Below are 21,721 nucleotides of genomic sequence, written 5' to 3'. Positions count from 1 at the left end.
ACCAAAGACTCATATTTATTTACAAAAACAAAATATAAATGATACCAGCCCAATTTGATGCCAAAGCCGTAGAAAAAAAATGGTACGAGTACTGGATGAAAAATAATTACTTTCATTCTACTCCAGATCACAGAACGCCATATACTATTGTAATTCCTCCACCAAATGTAACTGGTGTATTACACATGGGACATATGTTGAACAATACGATTCAAGATGTATTGATTCGTCGTGCTCGATTGAAAGGTTTCAATGCTTGCTGGGTGCCTGGTACAGATCACGCCTCTATTGCTACTGAAGCAAAAGTAGTAGCAAAATTAAAATCGGAAGGTATAAATAAATCCGATTTAACTCGTGAAGAATTCTTAAAACATGCCTACGATTGGACAGACAAATACGGCGGTACCATCTTAGAACAACTAAAACAATTAGGCTGTTCTTGTGATTGGGACAGAACTAAATTTACTATGGATCCAGATATGTCGGCATCTGTCATTCGTTCATTTGTAGATTTATACAATAAAGGTCTGATTTACAGAGGTTATCGTATGGTAAACTGGGATCCAGAAGCGAAAACAACATTATCTGACGAAGAAGTAATTTTTGAAGAACGTCAAGGAAAATTATATTACATCAAATATCAAATCGAAAATTCTTCAGAATATTTAGTGGTTGCTACTACTCGACCTGAAACTATTTTCGGTGATACGGCGATTTGTATCAATCCTAACGATGAAAGACATTTCAATTTAAAAGGCAAAAATGCGATTGTTCCTATTTCAGGAAGAATTATTCCGATTATTGAAGACGAATATGTAGATTTAGAATTCGGAACGGGTTGTTTAAAAGTAACACCTGCACACGATGTTAACGATAAAACTTTAGGTGACAAACACAATTTAGAAATTATCGATATTTTTAATGAAGATGCAACGCTAAACTCATTCGGATTGCATTATGAAGGGAAAGACCGATTTGTAGTTCGTACAGAAATTGAAGCTGAATTAACTTCAATCAATGCTTTAGATAAAGTAGAACAATATACAAACAATGTTGGGACTTCCGAAAGAACAAAATGTGTTATCGAACCGCGTTTATCGGATCAATGGTTCCTGAAAATGGAAGAATTAGTGAAACCAGCTATTCATGCGGTTTTAGAATCTGATGAAATTAAATTATATCCATCTCGATTCAATAATACGTATGCACATTGGTTAAATAATATTCGCGATTGGAATATTTCTCGTCAATTATGGTGGGGACAACAAATTCCAGCGTATTTCTATGGCGATGGCAAAGAGGATTTCGTGGTAGCTGAGAACATTGAAGAGGCTTTAGCTTTAGCTAAAGAAAAAACTGCCAACTCAAAACTGACTGCTGAAAACTTGCGTCAGGACGCTGACGCACTGGATACTTGGTTCTCTTCTTGGTTATGGCCAATGGCTGTTTTTGGTGGAATAATGGATCCTGAAAATGAAGATTTTAAATATTATTATCCAACTAACGATTTAGTTACGGGTCCGGATATTTTATTCTTCTGGGTAGCTCGTATGATTATTGCAGGTTATGAATATGCGGATGCTAAACCATTTAAAAACGTATATTTAACAGGATTAGTTCGTGATAATCAAGGACGAAAAATGTCTAAATCTTTAGGAAATTCTCCTGAACCACTTGGTTTGATTGAGAAATTTGGTGCAGACGGCGTTCGTGTGGGATTATTATTAAGTGCCTCAGCAGGAAATGATATCCTTTTTGATGAAGAATTATGTAATCAAGGAAAAGGATTTGCCAATAAAATTTGGAACGCCTTTAAATTGATAAAAGGTTGGGAAGTTTCAGAAACTATTCCACAACCTGAATCTTCAAAAGTAGCAATTGAATGGTACGAAGCGAAATTGCAACAAACCTTATTAGAAATTGAAGATAATTTTGAAAAATACAGATTATCTGAAGCTTTAATGGCTACTTATAAATTAGTTTGGGACGATTTCTGTTCTTGGTTCTTAGAAATGATTAAGCCAGGTTACCAACAACCAATTGATCAAGTAACTTTTGAAAAAGCTATTGAAATGTTAGAAGCTAATTTGAAGCTTTTACATCCATTTATGCCTTTCTTAACAGAGGAAATTTGGCAACATATTGCAGAAAGAACGCCAGAACAAGCTTTAATTGTAGCAGAATATCCGAAAATGACATCAGTAAACACAGCTTTAATTGCTGATTTTGATTTCGCAACGGATGTAATTTCTGGAATTAGAACGATTAGAAAAGATAAAAATATCCCATTTAGAGATACTATAGAATTGAAAGTTGTTAATAATGAAAAAGCTTCGACTTATTTCGATTCAGTTATCACAAAATTAGGAAATGTTGCTTCATTAGAATATGTAACGGATAAAGTAGATGGCGCTTTATCATACCGAGTAAAATCTAATGAATATTTTATTCCAATTACTGGAAACATTGATGTAGAAGCGGAAATTGCTAAATTAACGGAAGAGTTAAATTACACGAAAGGTTTCTTAAAATCGGTACAAGGTAAATTATCTAACGAAAAATTTGTAGCTGGTGCACCAGAAAAAGTGATTGCTAACGAACGTAAAAAAGAAGCAGATGCTTTAGCAAAAATTGCAACCATTGAGCAAAGTATTGCCGGATTGAAGTAAGAATGTATTTATATAAATCAAAAGCCGATTTTCCTTAGAAAATCGGCTTTTTTCGTTTAATTACTTGATATAAACGGATTGTAAATAAGTTTTCAACGTTTGAGGTTTTCTTCCTAAAATGGTTTCTAAATTAGAGAAGGTTGTATCGAAATCGTTGTTTTTAATTCCAGCTGCAAATGCTAATGACATTTGAATAATCGGTTCAGGTAATTGAAAACCTTTTAAAGTTTCTTCATAAACTTCTGGAGTTGGACTTACAAATGAAACTTCTTTTCCAGATAATTCTGTTAAGATTTTTGCCACATCGGCATATGAATAATTTTCAATATTTGTTAAAGGCAAACTCTGATTGTCATAGGCATCTGAAACAACTATTTTTGCAATCGCTTCTGCTAAATCCGTTCTCGAAGCATACGCTACTTTTCCTTCACCTGCGGGAAAAAAGACACCCGTTTCTAAAACTTGTTCACCAATAAACATCGGAATCACATCTAAATATAAAGAATGTTGCAACATCGTATAAGTAAAACCATTGTCTTTGATATAGGCTTCAGTTTGAAAATGATCTTCTAATAATCCTTTTAATGGAGAAGTTTGAATGTCATTTATCGATACACCTGTATATAAAATATGCTTCACTCCTACTCGTTTTGCGGCATCAATGGCATTTTTGTGTTGTCCAATTCTATTATTAAAATCACTTGAAGAAATTAACACAAGTTTGTCAACGTTCTCCAATGCAGTCACTAACGACTCTGGTTGATGGTAATCACCAATTCTTATTTGAACTCCTTTTTCTTTTAATAGTTTTGCTTTTTCTTCATCTCTAACTAAAACCGCTATTTCGTTTGATGGAATGGTTGTTAATAAATTTTCTACAATTTGACTTCCTAATTGACCTGTGGCACCTGTTACTAAAATCATATTTATTTATTTTAAATTTTTATTAATTACTTCTACAAAATTACTTACTTTTGCTATACAAAATATACTACTATCTTAAAGTATAGTGCTATACTTTGGTATACTAATAATTTATATGATGAACACAGAACAGTTGAGTATTCGAGAAATTAAAGCTTGTCCAATAAATTACGTATTAGCCATTAACGATACCTTGAATGTAATTAGTGGCAAATGGAAACTACCCATTATTGGAACTTTATTGTATGAAAAGAAACGTTTTACTGAAATTCAGAAAAATATTGGAAAAATAACGCCCAGAATGCTTTCGAAAGAATTAAAAGAATTAGAACTAAACGGAGTTATAACCAGAAAAGTATATGATGAAACTCCCGTTTTGGTAGAATATGAATTGACTGAATCTGCGAAAAGATTAAGTGAAGTGTTGGATAAAATGGTCGATTGGGGCTTACAGCACAGAACTAGTTTGTTTCAATAAAAAAGACCATCGAAATGATGGTCTTTTTTTGATAGTATAAATACTGAAACAAGTTCAGCATGACAAAAGTTTAATCATTCATAGAAATTAAAAACTCTTCATTATTTCTTGTACGTTTGATACGTGATTCTATAAATTCCATAGCTTCTACAGGATTCATATCGGCTAAATATTTACGTAAAATCCACATATGTTGTAACGTTGATTTGTCTAATAATAAGTCGTCACGACGTGTACTTGAAGAAACTAAATCAATAGCCGGGAAAATACGTTTATTAGCAATTTTTCTATCCAATTGTAATTCCATATTACCAGTTCCTTTGAATTCTTCGAAAATAACTTCGTCCATTTTAGAACCGGTTTCTGTTAAGGCAGTTGCGATAATACTTAACGAACCTCCATTTTCAATATTACGAGCTGCTCCGAAGAAACGTTTTGGTTTTTGTAACGCATTGGCATCTACTCCACCACTTAATACTTTCCCAGATGCCGGTTGAACTGTGTTATAAGCTCTTGCTAAACGAGTAATCGAATCTAATAAAATGACCACATCGTGCCCACATTCTACCAAACGTTTTGCTTTTTCTAAAACTATGTTCGCTACTTTTACGTGTCGGTCTGCTGGTTCATCAAAAGTAGAAGCAATTACTTCCGCACGAACACTTCGTTGCATATCGGTAACCTCTTCTGGTCTTTCGTCTATAAGTAAAACAATTAAATAAACTTCAGGATGATTGGCTGCAATAGAGTTAGCAATATCCTTCAACAACATCGTTTTACCTGTTTTTGGTTGCGCCACAAGCATGGCACGTTGTCCTTTTCCAATTGGAGAAAACATATCCATAATTCGTGTAGAAATAGAAGTGTTTTTTCCAGATAAATTAAATTTTTCTTCAGGAAAAAGTGGTGTCAAATGCTCGAAGGAAACTCTATCACGAATTACTTGAGGATCGTGACCGTTAATTTTTAAAACTCGTACTAAAGGAAAAAATTTCTCACCTTCTTTTGGCGGACGAACCACACCTTTTACGGTATCTCCAGTTTTTAAACCAAATAATCGTACTTGAGATTGAGACAAATAAATATCGTCTGGTGAAGCTAAATAATTATAATCTGAGGAACGTAAGAAACCATATCCATCTGGCATCATTTCTAAAACTCCTTCACTTTCAATAATACCGTCAAATTCAAAATCAGATTCTCGAAAGTTCTTATTTCCGTTATTTTTATTGAATTTCGGATTGTTATTTTGGTTATTATTCTTCTTAAAATTCGGATTCTGATTGGTTTTTTCTAGTTCTGATGTTTCTGTTGGTTCTGATTTTTCTTCATTTGAAGGTTCTGAAACAACAGAATCTACAGGATCTGAATTTTCAATTTGAGCTGTTTTTTTCTCTATAAATTTCTTAGGTTGCTGACTAAATGCTTCTGATTTTAGCTCCGAATCTAATTCAAATGAAAGTGTTTCTTGTGCTTTTTGGGTTGCTTTTGCAGTAGGCTTTTTTATTCTCGCACGGGGTGTTTTCGCCTCGCTTTCCGCAGAAATTGGAGCTTCATTTTGTACTTCTTTGATTTCAACTACTTCTTTAACCACTTTTGCCGCTGGTGTTTTTTTAGCAGGTTTCGCTACTTTTGGTTTTTCTTCAGAAGTATTTTGCAAGTCTAATATCTTAGTAATTAATTCATCTTTTTTTAAAGTTTTGAATTTTTGAATATTAGCAACTTTGGCAATTTCTTGCAAATCAGAGAGTTTCATCCCTTTTAATGTAGAGGTATCAAACATAAATGTTTTTGGATTTTTTTAATCTTAATAAAATGAAAAAATTGTGATGAGAATTTTTTGCTGTTTTAAAGTATCGTATAATGAAGTACTTACGATTATTCTATGCAATATTACGAATATTTTATTATAAAACAATAGTTTTTTAAAAAAAGAAAACATATTTTTGTTCCTATAAAAATTAAAAATGTTACAAAGAATACAATCGGTTTATTTATTTATCTGTATTTTAATTTCAGGAGTTTTACCTTTTTTTATTAAGATATGGACTAGTTCAAACAAAACGGCTGTTTTTGCTACAGACCACAAATTATATATTGGTTTGTTTTTAATTTCCGCTGTATTAGCAGCAACAAGTATATTTGGTTATAAAAAAAGACAAAATCAGTTTGTGATAAACAGACTGAACATGATATTAAACTTTATTATAATAGGATTATTTGTATATCATTCACAAACTCTATCTGGAGAAGCGAAAGTTTCTGAGAAAGGTATTGGGATGCTTCTACCTATTTTTTCTATCGTTTTTCTTGCTTTGGCCAACAAGGCAATTAAAAAGGACGAAGATCTCGTAAAATCTGTGGACAGAATACGATAAACCTATCATCTTAGCTTATTAGTGCGTAGAAAATCCGTTTAGTGCCAACTAAGCGGATTTTCGTTTTTATATTTGCCACGAAGACTCAAAGACAAAAAGATTTTGAATTGAAAATATATGATATTTTTACTTGATTCTTTTTTTTTCTGCCTTTTACCTTTTTCTAGGCTCTTTCAAATCTACTTGTCTCCTATTTCTATAATTTCTAAACTTTGAATTTTATCTCCATCAATTTCAAACCGTAACATGGTTCGTTTTTTATGAAAACCTGAAATTCCAGCTGCACCAGGATTCATATGCAAACAATTTAGTTTTTTATCGAACATCACTTTCAAAATATGGGAATGACCAGAAATGAATAACTTCGGAGGATTTTTAGTAATTTCTTCACGAATAGCAGGACTATATTTCCCAGGATAACCACCAATATGTGTAATTAACACTTCAACTCCTTCACAAAAAAAACGATTGTTTAAAGGGAATTCTAAACGCGCTTCATGATTGTCTATATTTCCAAAAACAGCACGTAACGGTTTTAATTTTTGAATCGTATCTGTAACTTTTAAATCTCCAATATCACCTGCATGCCAAACTTCATCAGCTAATTTCACATATTTTAAAATGGTTTCGTCAATATGACTATGTGTGTCAGAAAGTAAGAGTATTTTTTTCATACTACAAAAGTAAGATTTATATGAGCCAAGTATAAAGTAAAAAGATAAAAGTTTTTAAAAGTAATAAAGTCACGAATTGTATTTAAATTTGTTAACACAGATTCAAGAAATTTTAATAATTTTTATAATTTTTCCAATCTGTGTTAAAAAAACAAATCGATTTTTGAACTTGTTCTTGAACTTGAAAAATAGTATTTTTGCCAAACTAAATCAAACGAATTGAGATACTTCATCGAATTTGCGTATAACGGAAAAGAGTATTATGGGTTTCAAGTGCAACCTAATGCGATTTCAATTCAGGAAACTTTGGATAAATCTCTATCCTTGTTACTAAGAGAAAAAATTGAAATTGTAGGCGCAGGAAGAACAGATTCTGGTGTTCACGCCAAACAAATGTTTGCTCATTTTGACACTGAAGTTGAATTTGATGTAACAAATACTATTCAAAAATTAAATTCGTTTTTACCTAAAGATATTGCCATTTTCAATATTATTGGAGTACACCCTGAAGCTCATGCCCGATTTGATGCTACGAGTCGAACTTACGAATACCACATCAATACGTTTAAAGATGTTTTTAATGCGGATGGAAGCTGGAAAGTGCATCATCAATTAGACTTAGACTTAATGAATGAAGCCAGTAAAATACTATTCGAATATATTGATTTTGAATGCTTTTCGAAAACTCATACCGATGTAAAAACCTTCAACTGTAAAATTACAGAAGCGCATTGGCAACGAAATGGAAATCAAATTATTTTCACCATTACCGCTGATAGATTTTTACGAAATATGGTTCGAGCAATCGTTGGAACACTAATAAACGTTGGCATTAACAAAACGTCTTTAACAGACTTTAGAAATATCATAGAAAGTAAAAGTAGAAACAAAGCCGGATTTTCAGTTCCCGCTCACGGATTGTATCTAACAAAAGTAAAATATCCTTATCTTTAGCCTTTTAAAAATTATATCAGCCAAATGAGCGTTTTAAAATCCTCCTCTTTTAAAAAAGTTTTACACTATGCCAAGCCGTTTAATAGCAAACTAATTAGTGTGGGCTTTTGGGCTATTTTTTTAGCTATTGTTGCGGCATTAAGACCTTTAATTTTAAACATCACCATCGATAAATACTTTGTTGATGCCAGTAAAGAAACCAATGTAATTCAGGATTATTTCCTAAACGTAATGCGATTTATTCTTCAGGATGGCAATAAGGCTTACAATATAAAAATATTAGTAGCTTTAATGCTTGTCATATTAATTTTAGAAGTAGTCGCACAATATTTTTTCGTATATCTTTCGAGTTGGTTGGGACAAGATATTGTAAAAGTTATTAGAGAAAAATTATTTGCACATCTAGCAAGTTTTAAAACCAAATATTTTGATAATGAACCTGTTGGAAAACTAATTACACGCTGTGTTTCCGATATGGAAAATATTGCTAGTATTTTTAGTCAGGGTTTATTTATGATTGTAAGTGATGTGCTAAAAATGATAATTGTTCTGGCTTTCATGCTACTTATCAATTGGAAAATTACTGTTATCGTTTTACTAATTATGCCTCTTATTTTAATTGCCACCAACATTTTCAATAAAAAAATGAAAGTAGCTTTCAACGAAGTTCGTAATGAAGTGGCTAATTTAAACACCTTTATTCAAGAACGATTAACCGGAATGAAAATTGTTCAACTGTTTAATCGTGAAAAAATTGAATATGAAAAGTTTAAGGAAATAAACAACAAACACAATAAAGCCTGGTTAAAAAACATTTTGTACAACAGTATTTTTTTCCCAATTGCCGATATAATTTCGAGTATAACTTTAGGTTTAGTAGTCTATTTCGGAGCTTTATTTATTATTAATGGTGATACAGAAACTAGCGTTGGACAACTTATTTCTTTCAATATGTATATTGCCATGTTGTACAATCCGTTACGACAAATTGCAGATAAATTTAATGTCATGCAAATGGGAATTGTAGCAGCTGATAGAGTTTTTGAAATTCTAGAAACCAATGAAGAAGTTCAAAATAATGGGACAATCGTTGCGGAAAAATTAAAAGGAAATATTAAGATTGAAAATGTCAGATTTAGCTATTTATCTAACGAAGAAATTCTTAAAGGCATTAATCTTGAAGTAAAAGAAGCAGAAACTATTGCTATTGTTGGTGCCACTGGAGCAGGAAAATCGACCATCATCAACTTATTAAATCGCTTTTACGAAATAGACTCAGGTACTATTTCAATTGACAACATTAACATCAATGATTATACTTTAGAAACCTTACGAAAAGAAATTGCTATGGTTTTACAAGATGTTTTCTTGTTTGCGGATTCCATTTACAATAACATTACTCTTTTTGATGAAAATGTGAAACGTGAAGATGTTTATGAAGCGGCTAAGAAAATTGGAATTCACGATTTCTTGATGTCATTACCCAACGGATACGATTACGATGTTAAAGAACGTGGTGTAATGTTATCGTCCGGACAACGCCAATTAATTGCTTTTTTACGCGCTTACATTAGCAATCCAAGTATTTTAATTTTAGATGAAGCCACTTCTTCAATTGATTCGCATTCGGAAGAATTGATCCAAAAAGCTACCAAAACATTAACGGAAGGAAGAACATCTATTATTATCGCACATCGTTTGGCAACTATTGTGAATGCCGATTGTATTATTGTTATGGACAAAGGTTTAATTGTAGAAAAAGGAAACCATAAAGAATTATTACAACTAGAAAACGGTTACTATAAAAAACTATACGAAGCACAATTTGAAAAACCAGAAATTTTTACATCTTGACTTTGAAGTTCAAACTATCTACTTTTTTTTGTAGCTATTAATTCAAAAAAAGTACGGACTTCATAATTTATATTTTCCTCTTGTCACATTTGATAAAATTACTTAATTTGGCTACCAATTCGAAATCAGAAAAAGTAGCATAATTAATTTTCATGCTGAAGTTCACAAAAAATTTCAAATACAATTCAATTCACACGTATAATTTGTAAAATATGTCAACTTATTCTCCATTCTCAGCAAAGCAATTACTTCCTCAAGAAGAAAAACTAGAAATCGCCAAGCACAAAAGTGAATTATTTATTGGAATTCCAAAAGAAACTTCATACCAAGAAAGAAGAGTTTGTCTGACTCCAGATGCCGTAAGTTCGTTAGTCAATCATGGACATCGCGTAATGGTAGAATCGGGCGCTGGAAAAAATGCAAGTTTTTCAGACAAAGACTATTCAGACGCGGGTGCTGAAGTGACACACGATACAAAAAAAATCTTTTCATGTCCGATTATTTTGAAGGTTGAACCGCCAACTTTGGAAGAAATTGACATGATGAATAGCGAAGCCATTTTAATATCAGCCATTCAACTAAAAACTCAAAAAAAGGAATATTTTGAAGCAATTACAAAAAAGAAAATTACTTCACTAGCATTTGAATTTATTAAAGACAGTGATGGCTCTTATCCTGCTGTAAAATCTTTAAGTGAAATTGCTGGAACAGCATCTGTTTTAATTGCCGCTGAATTAATGATCAATAATAATGATGGTAAAGGATTGCTTTTTGGAAATATAACTGGAGTACCACCAACTGAAGTTGTAATTTTAGGGGCTGGTACCGTTGCAGAATACGCGGTTAGAACTGCGTTAAGTTTGGGTGCGAATGTTAAAGTTTTCGATAATTCTATTACAAAATTACGTCGTTTGCAAAACACTTTAAACCAAAGAATTTTTACTTCAACCATACATGATAAAGCACTATTAAAAGCTATAAGACGTTGTGATGTTGCTATTGGCGCACTTCGAGGAAAAAACAGAACTCCAATTGTGGTGACAGAAACAATGGTAGAACACATGAAAAAAGGAGCAGTTATAGTTGATGTTAGTATAGATACTGGTGGATGTTTTGAAACCTCAGAAATTACAACCCACGAAAATCCTACATTCATAAAAAGTAATGTAATCCATTATTGTGTACCTAATATTCCTTCCAGATATTCTAAAACAGCAAGTATTTCAATTAGTAATATTATTTCTCCAATATTAATTCAAATTGCTGAAGACGGTGGAATAGAAACCGCAATTCGTTGCAATAAAGGATTAAAAAACGGAATTTATTTTTATCATGGTATTTTAACCAATAAACCTATAGCAGATTGGTTTAACTTAGAACACAGAGATATAAATTTAATCGTCTTTTGATTTAACTTACGCGCCCAATCATTTACTAACTTTACGTCTTAAATAAAATCTCTTGAAAAGCAGGTTTTGTAAGAATTTTTATTTCCTCCAAAATTAGAATTATGTATTTTAGCGAATTCCTTAATTTGCTATAAATTTATAATACATTAATATCAAATTATTAGGTTTTTGGATAATAAATTTTGTTTTTATTTGTAAATACCTTCAAAATTTATTAAATTAATAATATTAAAATATCAAAAATATAAGAAAAAATGTTATTTTTAACTGATTTTTTTGAATTTTATCTAAAAATTAAACTTTTTCTTTGAATTTAAAATTCTTACATTTAATATTGCATCAACTAATTAACTAATTTAATATTTTATGAAAAAAATCATTTTATCACTTGCTATTGTGAGTATGCTTTTTTCTTGTAACAAACAAGAAGATTCAGTTTCAAATGAAAGTAATTTATCTAATGTAGCAAGCAGAAGAGCTTGTTATTCAGATCAACATTTAAAAGACCAATTGGCTGCTGATCCTACTTTAGCAAAAAGAATGGAAGAATTTGAATTAAAAGCTGCTGAAGCTATTGCGCAAGGTAGAATTGTAAATGGTGTTTTAGAAATTCCTGTAGTTGTTAACGTATTGTACAGAACAACTGCTGAAAATATTTCTTTAGCTCAAATTCAATCTCAAATTGATGTGTTAAACAAAGATTTTAACGCGACTAATTCAGATTACAACACTGCAAACAATCCATACAGTTCTGTAAGAGCAAATGTTGGAATTCGTTTCGTACTAGACCAAGTTATCAGAAAAGCTACTAATAAAACTTCTTGGGGTACTAACGATGCTATGAAAAGAACTACTACAGGTGGACTTAACGCAGTATCTCCTACTACTAAAATGAACATGTGGATTTGTACAATTGGTGGTGGAATTTTAGGTTATGCACAATTTCCTGGAGGAGCTGCAGCAACTGACGGAGTAGTTTTAGATAGTAAATATACTGGAACTACTGGTACAGCAACTTTCCCATTTAACTTAGGAAGAACTGGAACTCACGAAGTTGGACACTGGATGAACTTACGTCACATTTGGGGTGATGCTACTTGTGGATCAGATTTAGTTTCTGATACTCCAACTCACAATGCTGCTAACTCTGGAGTTCCTGCAGTTGGACACAGAAGTACTTGTTCTGGTACTCCATTAGAAATGTACATGAACTACATGGATTATACAGATGACAGAGGAATGTACATGTTCACAAACGGTCAAAAATCTAGAATGTTAGCGATATTTAATGTTGGAGGTTCTAGAGCTTCTTTCAGATAATATAACAAAACACAAATAATTTTTCCCGAATAGTTGAAAAGCTATTCGGGATTTTTTTTATATTTGAATAAAAAAGTAACATGACAAAATCCAAAGAAATATCCAACGCCTTATTAAGAACTCTTTTTATATTAGTAGGAATAGGAATTTGTGGTTATTTTTTATTTTCCATCGCATCGATAATTGTTTATGTAATTCTTGGTATTTTATTAAGTTTTGTAGCAGAACCCATTTCTAAATTTTTACAAAAGCGTTTTAAATTTAAACCTATATTAGCTATAGTAACTTCATTATCCGTTTTTATCCTCTTATCATTTGGAATTTTAATGTTATTTGTTCCTCTAGTATTAAGTCAAAGTAAAAACCTATCGCTTTTAGATATTAATTCCTTGGAAAAAAACTCAAGCTTATTCATTCAAAATGTAGATATCTGGCTAAAAGGTCATAACATTAATTATGAAAACATTATCAATCCGCAAAAAATCTCACAAAACTTAAATTTCAATTTCATAACTGATATTCTCAATTCAATAATTGGTTCTATTGGTAGTTTTGGAATGGCCTTTTTTTCAATATTTTTTATCTGCTTTTTTATTCAAAAAGACAGAAAACTTGTAACAGCAAATTTAATAACTGTATTACCAGATTCTAATAGATGGAGAATTATTGCTTCACTTTTAAGAATTAAAAACATGTTAACCAAATATGCAATTGGTTTATTATTACAACTGCTAATTGTATTTGTCATGTATTTAATTGTACTACTAATCTTCGGTATAGAAAACGCATTTATTATTGCGCTTCTTGGAGCAATTTTAAATATCGTTCCGTATGTTGGACCAATTATTGCGCTTGTAATGACAGCCTTTTTAACTATGCTAAATTTTATTAATCAAGATTTTCAAACAGTTGTTTTACCAACAACTTTATATGTTATTATCGGTTATTTTATTGTTCAAATAATAGATAATAATTTTAGTCAACCTATAATTTTTTCAAAAAGCACCAATTCACATCCTTTAGAAATTTTTCTAGTTACCATAATCGCTGGAACACTTTTAGGAATTGTTGGAATGATTATCGCAGTACCACTGTATACTGCAATTAAAGTTGTATTGAAAGAATTTTATCCAAACAACACATTTATCGATATTTTAACTAGAAGTTTATAATGAATTTAAACATTATTACTACTGAAATTCAAGATTTTATTGACAAATCACTTCAGGCAAATATCTCAAAATTGGCTTTATCTAAAAGCCCTTTTCCAGAAATTGATTGGAAAGAAATTATCAATCAAATTGTTTCTAAAAATAAAGCAAAAAATAAATTACCTAGTTGGTTTGAAACGTATGGAATTTACTTTCCGCCTAGCCTTTCTATAGAACAATCTTCATCTGAAATTACTGCTAAATACAAAGCAAATTTAATTTCTGGAAAAGCTATAATCGATTTAACAGGTGGTTTTGGAGTAGATTGTTATTATTTCGCTCAAAATTTTGAAACTGTTATTCATTGTGAAAAAAATAGCGAACTTTCTGAAATAGTAGCACACAATTACAAACAACTAAATTGTAATAATATTGGCTGCATTGCTAAAAATAGCTCTGATTTTTTAGCAGAAACTTCAACAATTTTCGAATGGATTTATCTTGATCCAAGTAGAAGAAGCGACACAAAAGGCAAAGTGTTTTTACTAAAAGACTGTTTACCGAATGTGCCCGAAAATTTAGATTTCTATTTTTCGAAAAGTAAAAATATTTTAATAAAAACAGCACCAATTTTAGACATCACAGCTGGAATAAGTGAATTAAAATATATCAAATCAATTCATATAGTAGCCATAGAAAACGAAGTTAAAGAAATTTTATGGTTTTTAGAAAAAGAATATCGTGGAGAAATTGAGATTGTAGCGGTAAACATTCAGAAAGAAAAAATAGATACTAATAGGTTCACTTTAGGAGAAACTAAAAATGCAACTTTTGCTTTACCAGAACTTTTTTTATACGAACCTAACGCAGCACTTTTAAAATCAGGTTGCTTTGATAATTTATGTAATGATTTGAATATAAAAAAATTACAGGTAAACTCTCATTTGTTTACAAATATTAAATTAATAGAATTCCCGGGAAGACGATTTATAATTGAAGAAACTATTCTTTATAAAAAAGAAGAAGTTAAAAAGCATATTGAGGGAAAAAAAATGAACATTACAACACGTAATTTTCCATTATCAGTAGAAGAACTAAGAAAAAAACATAAAATTTCTGACGGTGGAAAGATTTACACATTCTTTACTACAAACCTAAATAACGAAAAAATTGTGTTAATTTGCACTAAAATTTAATATTAAAAATGAAAAATATAATCCGCATAATTACATTACTTTTATTAACTAACCTAGCATTTGGTCAAGAGAAAGCTTGTGAATTTGAAATTGAAATAGTAACAGACACCTCCAATACTAAAGTTCTAAAAGAAAAAATTATTGATGAAAATATATTTGGAAATACAACCTCATTTCTAACTTTTAAATTATTTGTAGTTGATGGCTTTGTAGGCTTAAATTTACAATATTTACAAAAAAGCAAAGATTTTTTATCGCCAATATGTATTGATGGAAATACTGTTGTTTACTTAGAATTATCAAACGGAAAACAAGTAAAACTGATAAATTCGTCTAAAAATGAAGATTGTAATGAGCTACAATACGATGAAATTAACAAAAATAATTTAAGAATATTATCTGGATTCTTTTATTTCACACCCGAAAACTTCCAAGATTTAAAAACTGAAAAAGTATACTTAATTAAAGTTACGGCAAATACAGGTGATGTAAACTTCGTAATAAAACCTGAATTAAACTCGGAAATCTATAAAGAAAAATCTACGCCAGATACTTATTTTATTGATTATTTAAAGTGTTTGGGAGTTTAGTTTTCATTCAATAAATTTCATTTACAAAATAACAAGAAATGAGTAAACTAAAACTACAAACTATTACCTTCTTAATGTTTGTAATCCAAACTTGTTTGGGTCAAACTTCTTCTAAAAAAGAAATCTATAATGCTGATTTTAAATGGACGATAACGATACCAGAAAACTTCATATCTGTAAGTTCAGAAGAATGGGCTAAAATGCAAGCAAAAGGTGAAGATGCAATTGAAAAAACGTTTAATGAAGATATAGTCAATCAATCGAAAACTATTTTTATTTTTAAAAATGATAATTTTAACTATTTCGAGTCAACGCATCAACCTTTCGATCCCCTGATTGATGGAGATTATATAGAAACTTTTGATGGCGTAAATGGATTATTAATGGAAACCTTCCAAACTCAAATGCCAAATGTAAAAATCGATACCCTTAGAGGCACAGAAAAAATTGATGGTTTAGAATTTCAAACTTTTAAAATGAAAGTAGTATATCCTAACAATCTAGTTTATACAATTTTAATGTTTAGTAGACTATTTGATAAGAAAGAACTAACAGTCAATATTATGTTTATTGATGAAGAAAAAGGCAATCTAATGTTGGAAAGTTGGAAAAAATCAAGATTTCAAAATTAGTAATACTGTTTTAAAAATACAAAAGGACTTTTTTATTATAAAGTCCTTTTTTTTATCTTCTAGATTCTTTCAAAATACATTGCCTTTACAATTCCATCTGAAAGTCCGATTTTTGGCACATAAATATGGTTGGCTCCGCTCCATTTCATGGCACTTAAATATATGGTAAGTGCTGGAATAATTACATCGGCACGGTCAGTGTTTAAACCTAATTCGGCAATACGTTGTTCGTAAGTTAAACTGTTAATATAATCAAATTGTGTTTTTAAATACTTATAAGTTAAGGGCTTATCTTGCATCTTGCCTGATAATTTAAAGGTTTTATTAATGTTTCCACCCGAACCAATCATTATTATATTATCTAAACCTTCCGTATTGGTTTTTATCCATTTTTCAATTTCTTGCCAAACTATTTCGTTTACCATATGGTTTAACAAACGGACGGTTCCATTTTTGAACGATTTGGAAACTACCATTTTTCCATTTGAAAACAATGAAAATTCTGTACTTCCACCACCCACATCAACATATAAATAATTTTCGTTTGTTTTGATAAACTGATGCAAATCGGAAGAAGCAATTATGGCTGCTTCTTTTTTTCCATCAATAATATCAATTTTTATATCTGCTTTTTTCTTGATAATTTCGATTACTTCTTTTCCATTATAAGCTTCTCTCATGGCTGAAGTAGCGCATGCCATATACTTTTCAACTTTATATACTTTCATTAATAATTTGAAAGCTTTCATAGCATCAATCATTCTGTCGATATTATCTTCAGAAATTTCTCCTACAGTAAAAGCATCTTGACCCAAACGTATGGGCACACGTATTAAAGCACTTTTATTAAACTGTACTTCTTTATTTTTTTGCTCAATAATATTAGTAATTAACAAACGCATGGCGTTAGAACCAATATCTATTGCAGCATATTTTTTTATATGAATCATTAACTTTTATTTTTAGCCACGAATTACTTTTAATTACGAGACTGCATTTCACGAACTATTCAAACAAGATTTTATAATTTTTACTAAAAGAATAAATTATAGTACTTCAGTAATTACTTCTAACTTGTTTTGATAATATTTATACATTTCTTGTTGTGCTCTAAACGGTTTTTCATCGCCACGTTTGCGGTATTGATTTTCAAATTTTTCAGAATGCAATCGGGCTTTTACGTTGGCTTTCCATCCGATTTCAAAGGTTTCAATTAAATCTTGTTTGATTTCTTTATCGTAAATTGGACAAGTAACTTCTACCCTTGCATCTATATTTCTGGTCATAAAATCTGCAGAAGATATAAAAACTTCAGGATCATTATCGTTACAAAAAATAAATACTCTCGAATGCTCTAAATAATTATCGACTATACTAATCGCTTCAATATTTTCACTAATTTTTAATTTATTTGGTACTAAGCAACAAATACCTCTAACAATTAATTTAATTTTTACACCAGCTAAACCTGCATCATATAGTTTATCGATCATTTTATAATCAGATAAACTATTCATTTTCAAATTGATATACGCTGGCTTTCCTTCTAACGCATTTTTAATTTCCCTTTCAATTAATTTAACAAAACGAGATCTTGTATAATGTGGGGAAACAATTAAATGTTTGTATCGATGCACTCGATAATTGACTTCAAAAAATTCAAAAACTTTAGAAACGTCTTTTAAAATTCTAGAATCACTTGTAAATAAAGTAACATCTGTATATATTTTAGCAGAAGATTCACTAAAATTTCCAGTCGAAATGAAACCGTATCTTTTCATTTCATCATTTTCAACTCGTTCAACCACACAAATTTTACTGTGAACTTTTAAACCTTTCACACCAAAAATTAAGTTAATGCCTTCTTCTTGCATTTGTTCTGCATAAGAAATGTTACTAGCTTCGTCAAAACGAGCTTGCAATTCAATTTGAACGGTTACTTTTTTTCCATTTTTAGCAGCATTAATCAGTGAACTCACAATCTGCGAATTTTTAGACAATCTGTACAAGGTAATTTTTATGGATTGTACTTTCGGATCGAGAGCTGCTTCTCTTAAAAAACGAATTACGTATGAAAAGGATTGGTAAGGTGCATGCAATAAATAATCTTTTTCTTTAATACTTTCCAGCATGCTTCCCTCTAAACTTAAACCCTGAATAGGCAATGGAATATTTTGTTTGTACAACAAATCGTAACGACCTAAATTAGGAAAATCCATATAATCTCTACGGTTGTGATATCTTCCTCCAGGAATAATTGAATCGGAACTATCAATTTTCATTCTACTCAAGAAAAAATCTAAGGTGTCTTTATCAATGGCTTGATCGTACACAAATCGAACAGGTTCCCCTACTCTTCGCTCTTTTACACTGTAAGAGATTTTTTCAATAAAACTTTTACTTAAATCCGAATCAAATTCTAATTGTGCGTCGCGAGTGATTTTAATCATGTGCGCAGCGATACTTTCGTAATCGAAAATTGTGAAAATACTGTCAATACTATAGCGAATCACATCGTCTAGAAGAATAATGTATTGTTTTTCAGAATTAGAAGGCAAAACTACAAATCGGTTAATAGTTTTAGGAATTTCAACAATTGCGTAGCGTATTTCTCTGTCATTTAACAACTGAGAAATGATTCCAGACTTATTTTTTTTCATAACCAGTTTAACGGCTAAATATCCGGAAGTATCTTTAATTAGTGGAAATTCTACTAAATCATTTAACATGATAGTAACCAATTCCGGACTTACTTTCTGAATGAAAAAATCTTTAATAAAGGTTTCTTGCTCTTTATTGATTTCTTTTTCATTGATGATGTAAATCCCTTCTTTTTCTAATTTTTTTTCGATATCATTTAAAATTCTTAAACTCTCCGACTGATGTTCTATAACAATTTCAGTAATATCTTTTAACAATTGATCGGCGGAAATACCACCTAAAATAGGTTTAGTATCAATATTTTCTAAACTCATTCTTCTGATTGCTGCATAGCGTACACGGAAAAATTCATCTAAATTATTTGAAAAAATTCCTAAAAATCTTAATCTATCTAATAGTGGAACATTTTCATCTGCAGCTTCTTGAAGTACTCTTGCATTAAAAGTTAACCAACTTTTTTCTCTATCTATATATGGATTCATTATTTATATCACTTCTTATTAATTTTGGAAATAAAATATTTTTTACTTTTCCTTTTTTGATGTTTAACCAATTATCATTGTCAAATTCAATTTGTACTACTCCAGAAGTTGGTACATTATCTATATATTTATTGCTGAATGAGTTAACAAAATTTGTAATCGCATCATTATGACCAAACAAAATAATATTTTCAAATTGGTTATCGCATCCTTTTATTTTTTCATATAAATCTAAGTAATCAAATGTATACAAATCTTTTTTAAAGATAATATTTTCGATAGGAATTAACAAATTTTGAGCAAAAATATAACAAGTTTCTTGAGTTCGTTTAGCAATACTACTCCATACTACAAAGCGGTTTGGAAGTAATTTATTAAGCTTAGAAGATACCAAAAGTGCATCATTTATTCCTCTTTGAGAAATGGGTCTGTCGATATCGCTTAATGGTAAGTCCCAATTTGATTTTGCATGTCGTATTAAAAATAAATTTTTCATTGCATTCCTTTTTAGTGAATCTTAAAAGTAATTAAAAAAAACAACTACCTACTTACCTGAAAGTTACTTTTAAAAGTTTTTATGTTACCGTTTAACGATTTTTAATGGTTCAAATAATTTTTAAAACTTTAAAAGTACAAATTAGAAACAGCTTCAAATAGGATTCCGATTTATTTACCTAAAAAATAACTAAAATTTAACTCATCTTATTCTTCTTAAATCTCTTTTTAAGAAATTTTATTTTCTAGTTTCAAATTTTAAAAAAAACAAATTATTATTTCTAATTTTAAATTTCAAACTTTCTACAATCTGTAACTTGAATTTTTCATTTGCTCCAAACTTTCAGGAATAAAATAACATTCAAACAATTCGATCGAAGCGTATAAAAATGGTAAGTTTTAAAACAGCATTCCATAAACTAGTCACACAAAATATTTCAATTAATGATACATCAAAAAATAAATTTAACTTTATTAGAGATAAATAGCTAAGGATTCTTATTTTTATATTTTAAATTAATTCATCTAAAATATTGAGATACTCGCGAAAAAAATATTAATTTATGAAAAATTACCTATACAAATTTTTAATATTATTTGGTATTTTGAGTTATGGGCAACAAGACTCGCAGTTTACTCAATATATGTATAATACCATAAATATTAATCCCGCTTACGCAGGAACGAGAGAATCGTTAAATATATTTATGCTTCATAGAAACCAATGGGTGGGATTGGATGGAGCACCAATAACTAACTCCGCATCAATAAACACTAATGTAGGTGATAGTAAATTTGGAGTGGGACTTTCATTTATTAATGATAACATTGGACCAACTCAAGAAAATACTATTTCTGCAGACATTGCTTACATTATACCACTAAATAATGAGTACAAGCTTTCTTTTGGAATAAAAGGAACTGCCAATTTTTATAGTTTAAACGCAAATAAATTAAACATATTTCAACAAAATGATCCCGAATTTCAGAGTTTAAATGGAAAACTTTCACCAAACATTGGAACTGGAGTATATTACTATTCGGATACGTTTTATGTTGGTGCTTCGGTTCATAATTTTAACCGAACAAAATATTATGATACAAATGAAATTTCAATAAATACTAAAGCTGTAAGCTATTATTTATTATCGGGTTATGTTTTTAATTTGAATGAAAAAATTAAATTTAAACCTTCTTTTTTAGCAAAAGTAAATGAAGGAGCGCCCTTTCAATTAGATGTAAATGCTAACTTTATGTTCAATGAAAAGTTTGTAATTGGCGGCTCCTACAGATTAGACTCGGCAGTAAGTGCATTACTTGGTATTCAATTTTCTAACTCGTGGTTTTTGGGTTACGGATATGATTTAGAAACCACAAAATTATCCAATTATAATTCCGGTTCTCATGAAGTTTTCTTGAGATATGAAATTTTTAAAAACACAAAAATTGTGGCGCCTAGATTTTTTTAAAACAATATCGAAATAAAAAAGCTGATTCGTTGTAAATCAGCTTTTAATAGTGTTATATTTTAATTCCTGGTGGAAGTAATTCATGAAATTTTTTATTTTTTCTAAAAAAAGAAACAATTTTTGTATTCGTTGGTACTACTTTAAACTTACGTTCTTGGGCAATATCTAAAACTGTTGCGATAAATTCATTAACTTTTTGTTCTTGCTCATTCTCATTCGCACAAAGCTTAGTTAAAAATATCTTTCTTTCCTGAATGGCATATTCAATAGTTAAAAGACCGTTATCTGTTTTAACTTCAAATTGTCTTAATAATTCGTTATCTTTAATTTCTTCAACTTGCATAAAATATTGTCTTTAAATACTAACAAATCTTAATTGTTTGTT

At 30.1% G+C, this 21,721-nt stretch carries 19 protein-coding genes; 12 read left to right on the top strand and 7 right to left on the bottom strand.

The features are described 5' to 3' along the window. The first annotated feature begins 38 nt into the window (after positions 1–38). Positions 39–2,669 (top strand): valine--tRNA ligase, encoded by a 2,631-nt coding sequence (locus G4D72_RS05950; RefSeq protein WP_166076710.1) that lies wholly within the window; start codon positions 39–41, stop codon positions 2,667–2,669. Positions 2,670–2,729: 60 nt separating this feature from the next. On the opposite strand, the gene G4D72_RS05945 is transcribed toward G4D72_RS05950, so the two are convergent. Further along, the gene (locus tag G4D72_RS05945) at positions 2,730–3,593 is read right to left on the bottom strand and encodes an SDR family oxidoreductase (protein WP_166076709.1); all 864 of its coding nucleotides are present in this window, start codon (positions 3,591–3,593) and stop codon (positions 2,730–2,732) included. A gap of 115 nt (positions 3,594–3,708) precedes the next feature. On the opposite strand from G4D72_RS05945, the gene G4D72_RS05940 reads away from it, so the two are divergent. Continuing rightward, on the top strand, positions 3,709–4,071 hold the full coding sequence (locus G4D72_RS05940) for a winged helix-turn-helix transcriptional regulator (RefSeq protein WP_166076708.1): 363 nt from the start codon (positions 3,709–3,711) through the stop codon (positions 4,069–4,071). Positions 4,072–4,141: 70 nt separating this feature from the next. Here G4D72_RS05940 and rho read toward each other — a convergent pair whose 3' ends face one another. Next, positions 4,142–5,854: a transcription termination factor Rho gene (rho, locus tag G4D72_RS05935; RefSeq protein ID WP_166076707.1), complete on the bottom strand. Its 1,713-nt coding sequence runs from the start codon at positions 5,852–5,854 to the stop codon at positions 4,142–4,144. Positions 5,855–6,038: 184 nt separating this feature from the next. Between rho and G4D72_RS05930 the strand changes: the two genes are divergently transcribed. After that, a complete protein-coding gene (locus G4D72_RS05930) occupies positions 6,039–6,449 on the top strand; it encodes a DUF4293 domain-containing protein (RefSeq protein ID WP_166076706.1) in 411 nt (136 codons plus the stop codon). A 179-nt stretch (positions 6,450–6,628) separates the two neighbouring features. Here G4D72_RS05930 and G4D72_RS05925 read toward each other — a convergent pair whose 3' ends face one another. After that, complete coding sequence (locus G4D72_RS05925; RefSeq protein ID WP_166076705.1) at positions 6,629–7,123, bottom strand: metallophosphoesterase family protein; 495 nt, start codon at positions 7,121–7,123, stop codon at positions 6,629–6,631. 219 nt (positions 7,124–7,342) lie between these two features. Here G4D72_RS05925 and truA point away from each other — a divergent pair, with 219 nt between their 5' ends. The 8 genes from truA to G4D72_RS05885 all read left to right on the top strand — a co-directional run bounded on the left by truA (position 7,343) and on the right by G4D72_RS05885 (position 16,229). After that, positions 7,343–8,077, top strand: a complete 735-nt coding sequence (truA, locus tag G4D72_RS05920) for a tRNA pseudouridine(38-40) synthase TruA (protein WP_166076704.1) — start codon at positions 7,343–7,345, stop codon at positions 8,075–8,077. 24 nt (positions 8,078–8,101) lie between these two features. Beyond that, positions 8,102–9,931 carry an ABC transporter ATP-binding protein gene (locus tag G4D72_RS05915; protein WP_166076703.1) on the top strand — a complete coding sequence of 610 codons (1,830 nt, stop codon included), beginning with the start codon at positions 8,102–8,104 and terminating at the stop codon, positions 9,929–9,931. A gap of 212 nt (positions 9,932–10,143) precedes the next feature. Further along, entirely contained in the window at positions 10,144–11,340 is a 1,197-nt protein-coding gene (locus G4D72_RS05910; RefSeq protein WP_166076702.1) for an alanine dehydrogenase, read from the top strand. A 366-nt stretch (positions 11,341–11,706) separates the two neighbouring features. After that, on the top strand, positions 11,707–12,660 hold the full coding sequence (locus tag G4D72_RS05905; protein ID WP_166076701.1) for a zinc metalloprotease: 954 nt from the start codon (positions 11,707–11,709) through the stop codon (positions 12,658–12,660). An 80-nt stretch (positions 12,661–12,740) separates the two neighbouring features. Further along, positions 12,741–13,832 (top strand): AI-2E family transporter, encoded by a 1,092-nt coding sequence (locus tag G4D72_RS05900; RefSeq protein WP_166076700.1) that lies wholly within the window; start codon positions 12,741–12,743, stop codon positions 13,830–13,832. Next, the gene (locus G4D72_RS05895; protein WP_166076699.1) at positions 13,832–15,007 is read left to right on the top strand and encodes a THUMP-like domain-containing protein; all 1,176 of its coding nucleotides are present in this window, start codon (positions 13,832–13,834) and stop codon (positions 15,005–15,007) included. The genes G4D72_RS05900 and G4D72_RS05895 overlap by 1 nt, the downstream gene beginning before the upstream one ends. An 8-nt stretch (positions 15,008–15,015) precedes the next feature. Continuing rightward, entirely contained in the window at positions 15,016–15,597 is a 582-nt protein-coding gene (locus G4D72_RS05890; RefSeq protein WP_166076698.1) for a hypothetical protein, read from the top strand. Between the two features lie 38 nt (positions 15,598–15,635). Continuing rightward, complete coding sequence (locus G4D72_RS05885; RefSeq protein ID WP_166076697.1) at positions 15,636–16,229, top strand: hypothetical protein; 594 nt, start codon at positions 15,636–15,638, stop codon at positions 16,227–16,229. A gap of 59 nt (positions 16,230–16,288) precedes the next feature. Here the strand turns inward: G4D72_RS05885 and G4D72_RS05880 are convergent, their stop codons facing one another. The 3 genes from G4D72_RS05880 to G4D72_RS05870 form a co-directional block, all read right to left on the bottom strand. After that, positions 16,289–17,179 (bottom strand): Ppx/GppA phosphatase family protein, encoded by an 891-nt coding sequence (locus G4D72_RS05880; RefSeq protein ID WP_166076696.1) that lies wholly within the window; start codon positions 17,177–17,179, stop codon positions 16,289–16,291. Between the two features lie 96 nt (positions 17,180–17,275). Further along, entirely contained in the window at positions 17,276–19,372 is a 2,097-nt protein-coding gene (ppk1, locus tag G4D72_RS05875) for a polyphosphate kinase 1 (RefSeq protein WP_166076695.1), read from the bottom strand. Next, on the bottom strand, positions 19,353–19,868 hold the full coding sequence (locus G4D72_RS05870) for a SixA phosphatase family protein (protein ID WP_166076694.1): 516 nt from the start codon (positions 19,866–19,868) through the stop codon (positions 19,353–19,355). The genes ppk1 and G4D72_RS05870 overlap by 20 nt, the downstream gene beginning before the upstream one ends. A 562-nt stretch (positions 19,869–20,430) precedes the next feature. Here G4D72_RS05870 and G4D72_RS05865 point away from each other — a divergent pair. Continuing rightward, entirely contained in the window at positions 20,431–21,336 is a 906-nt protein-coding gene (locus G4D72_RS05865) for a PorP/SprF family type IX secretion system membrane protein (RefSeq protein ID WP_166076693.1), read from the top strand. A gap of 52 nt (positions 21,337–21,388) precedes the next feature. On the opposite strand, the gene G4D72_RS05860 is transcribed toward G4D72_RS05865, so the two are convergent. Then, positions 21,389–21,679 (bottom strand): N-acetyltransferase, encoded by a 291-nt coding sequence (locus G4D72_RS05860; RefSeq protein WP_166076692.1) that lies wholly within the window; start codon positions 21,677–21,679, stop codon positions 21,389–21,391. Positions 21,680–21,721 lie beyond the last annotated feature (42 nt).

It is taken from the genome of Flavobacterium difficile (assembly GCF_011392115.1).
GTDB classification, from domain to species: Bacteria; Bacteroidota; Bacteroidia; order Flavobacteriales; family Flavobacteriaceae; genus Flavobacterium; species Flavobacterium difficile.
Note: the sequence above shows the minus strand (reverse complement) of the source record. Positions and strands in the feature narration are given on the sequence as shown.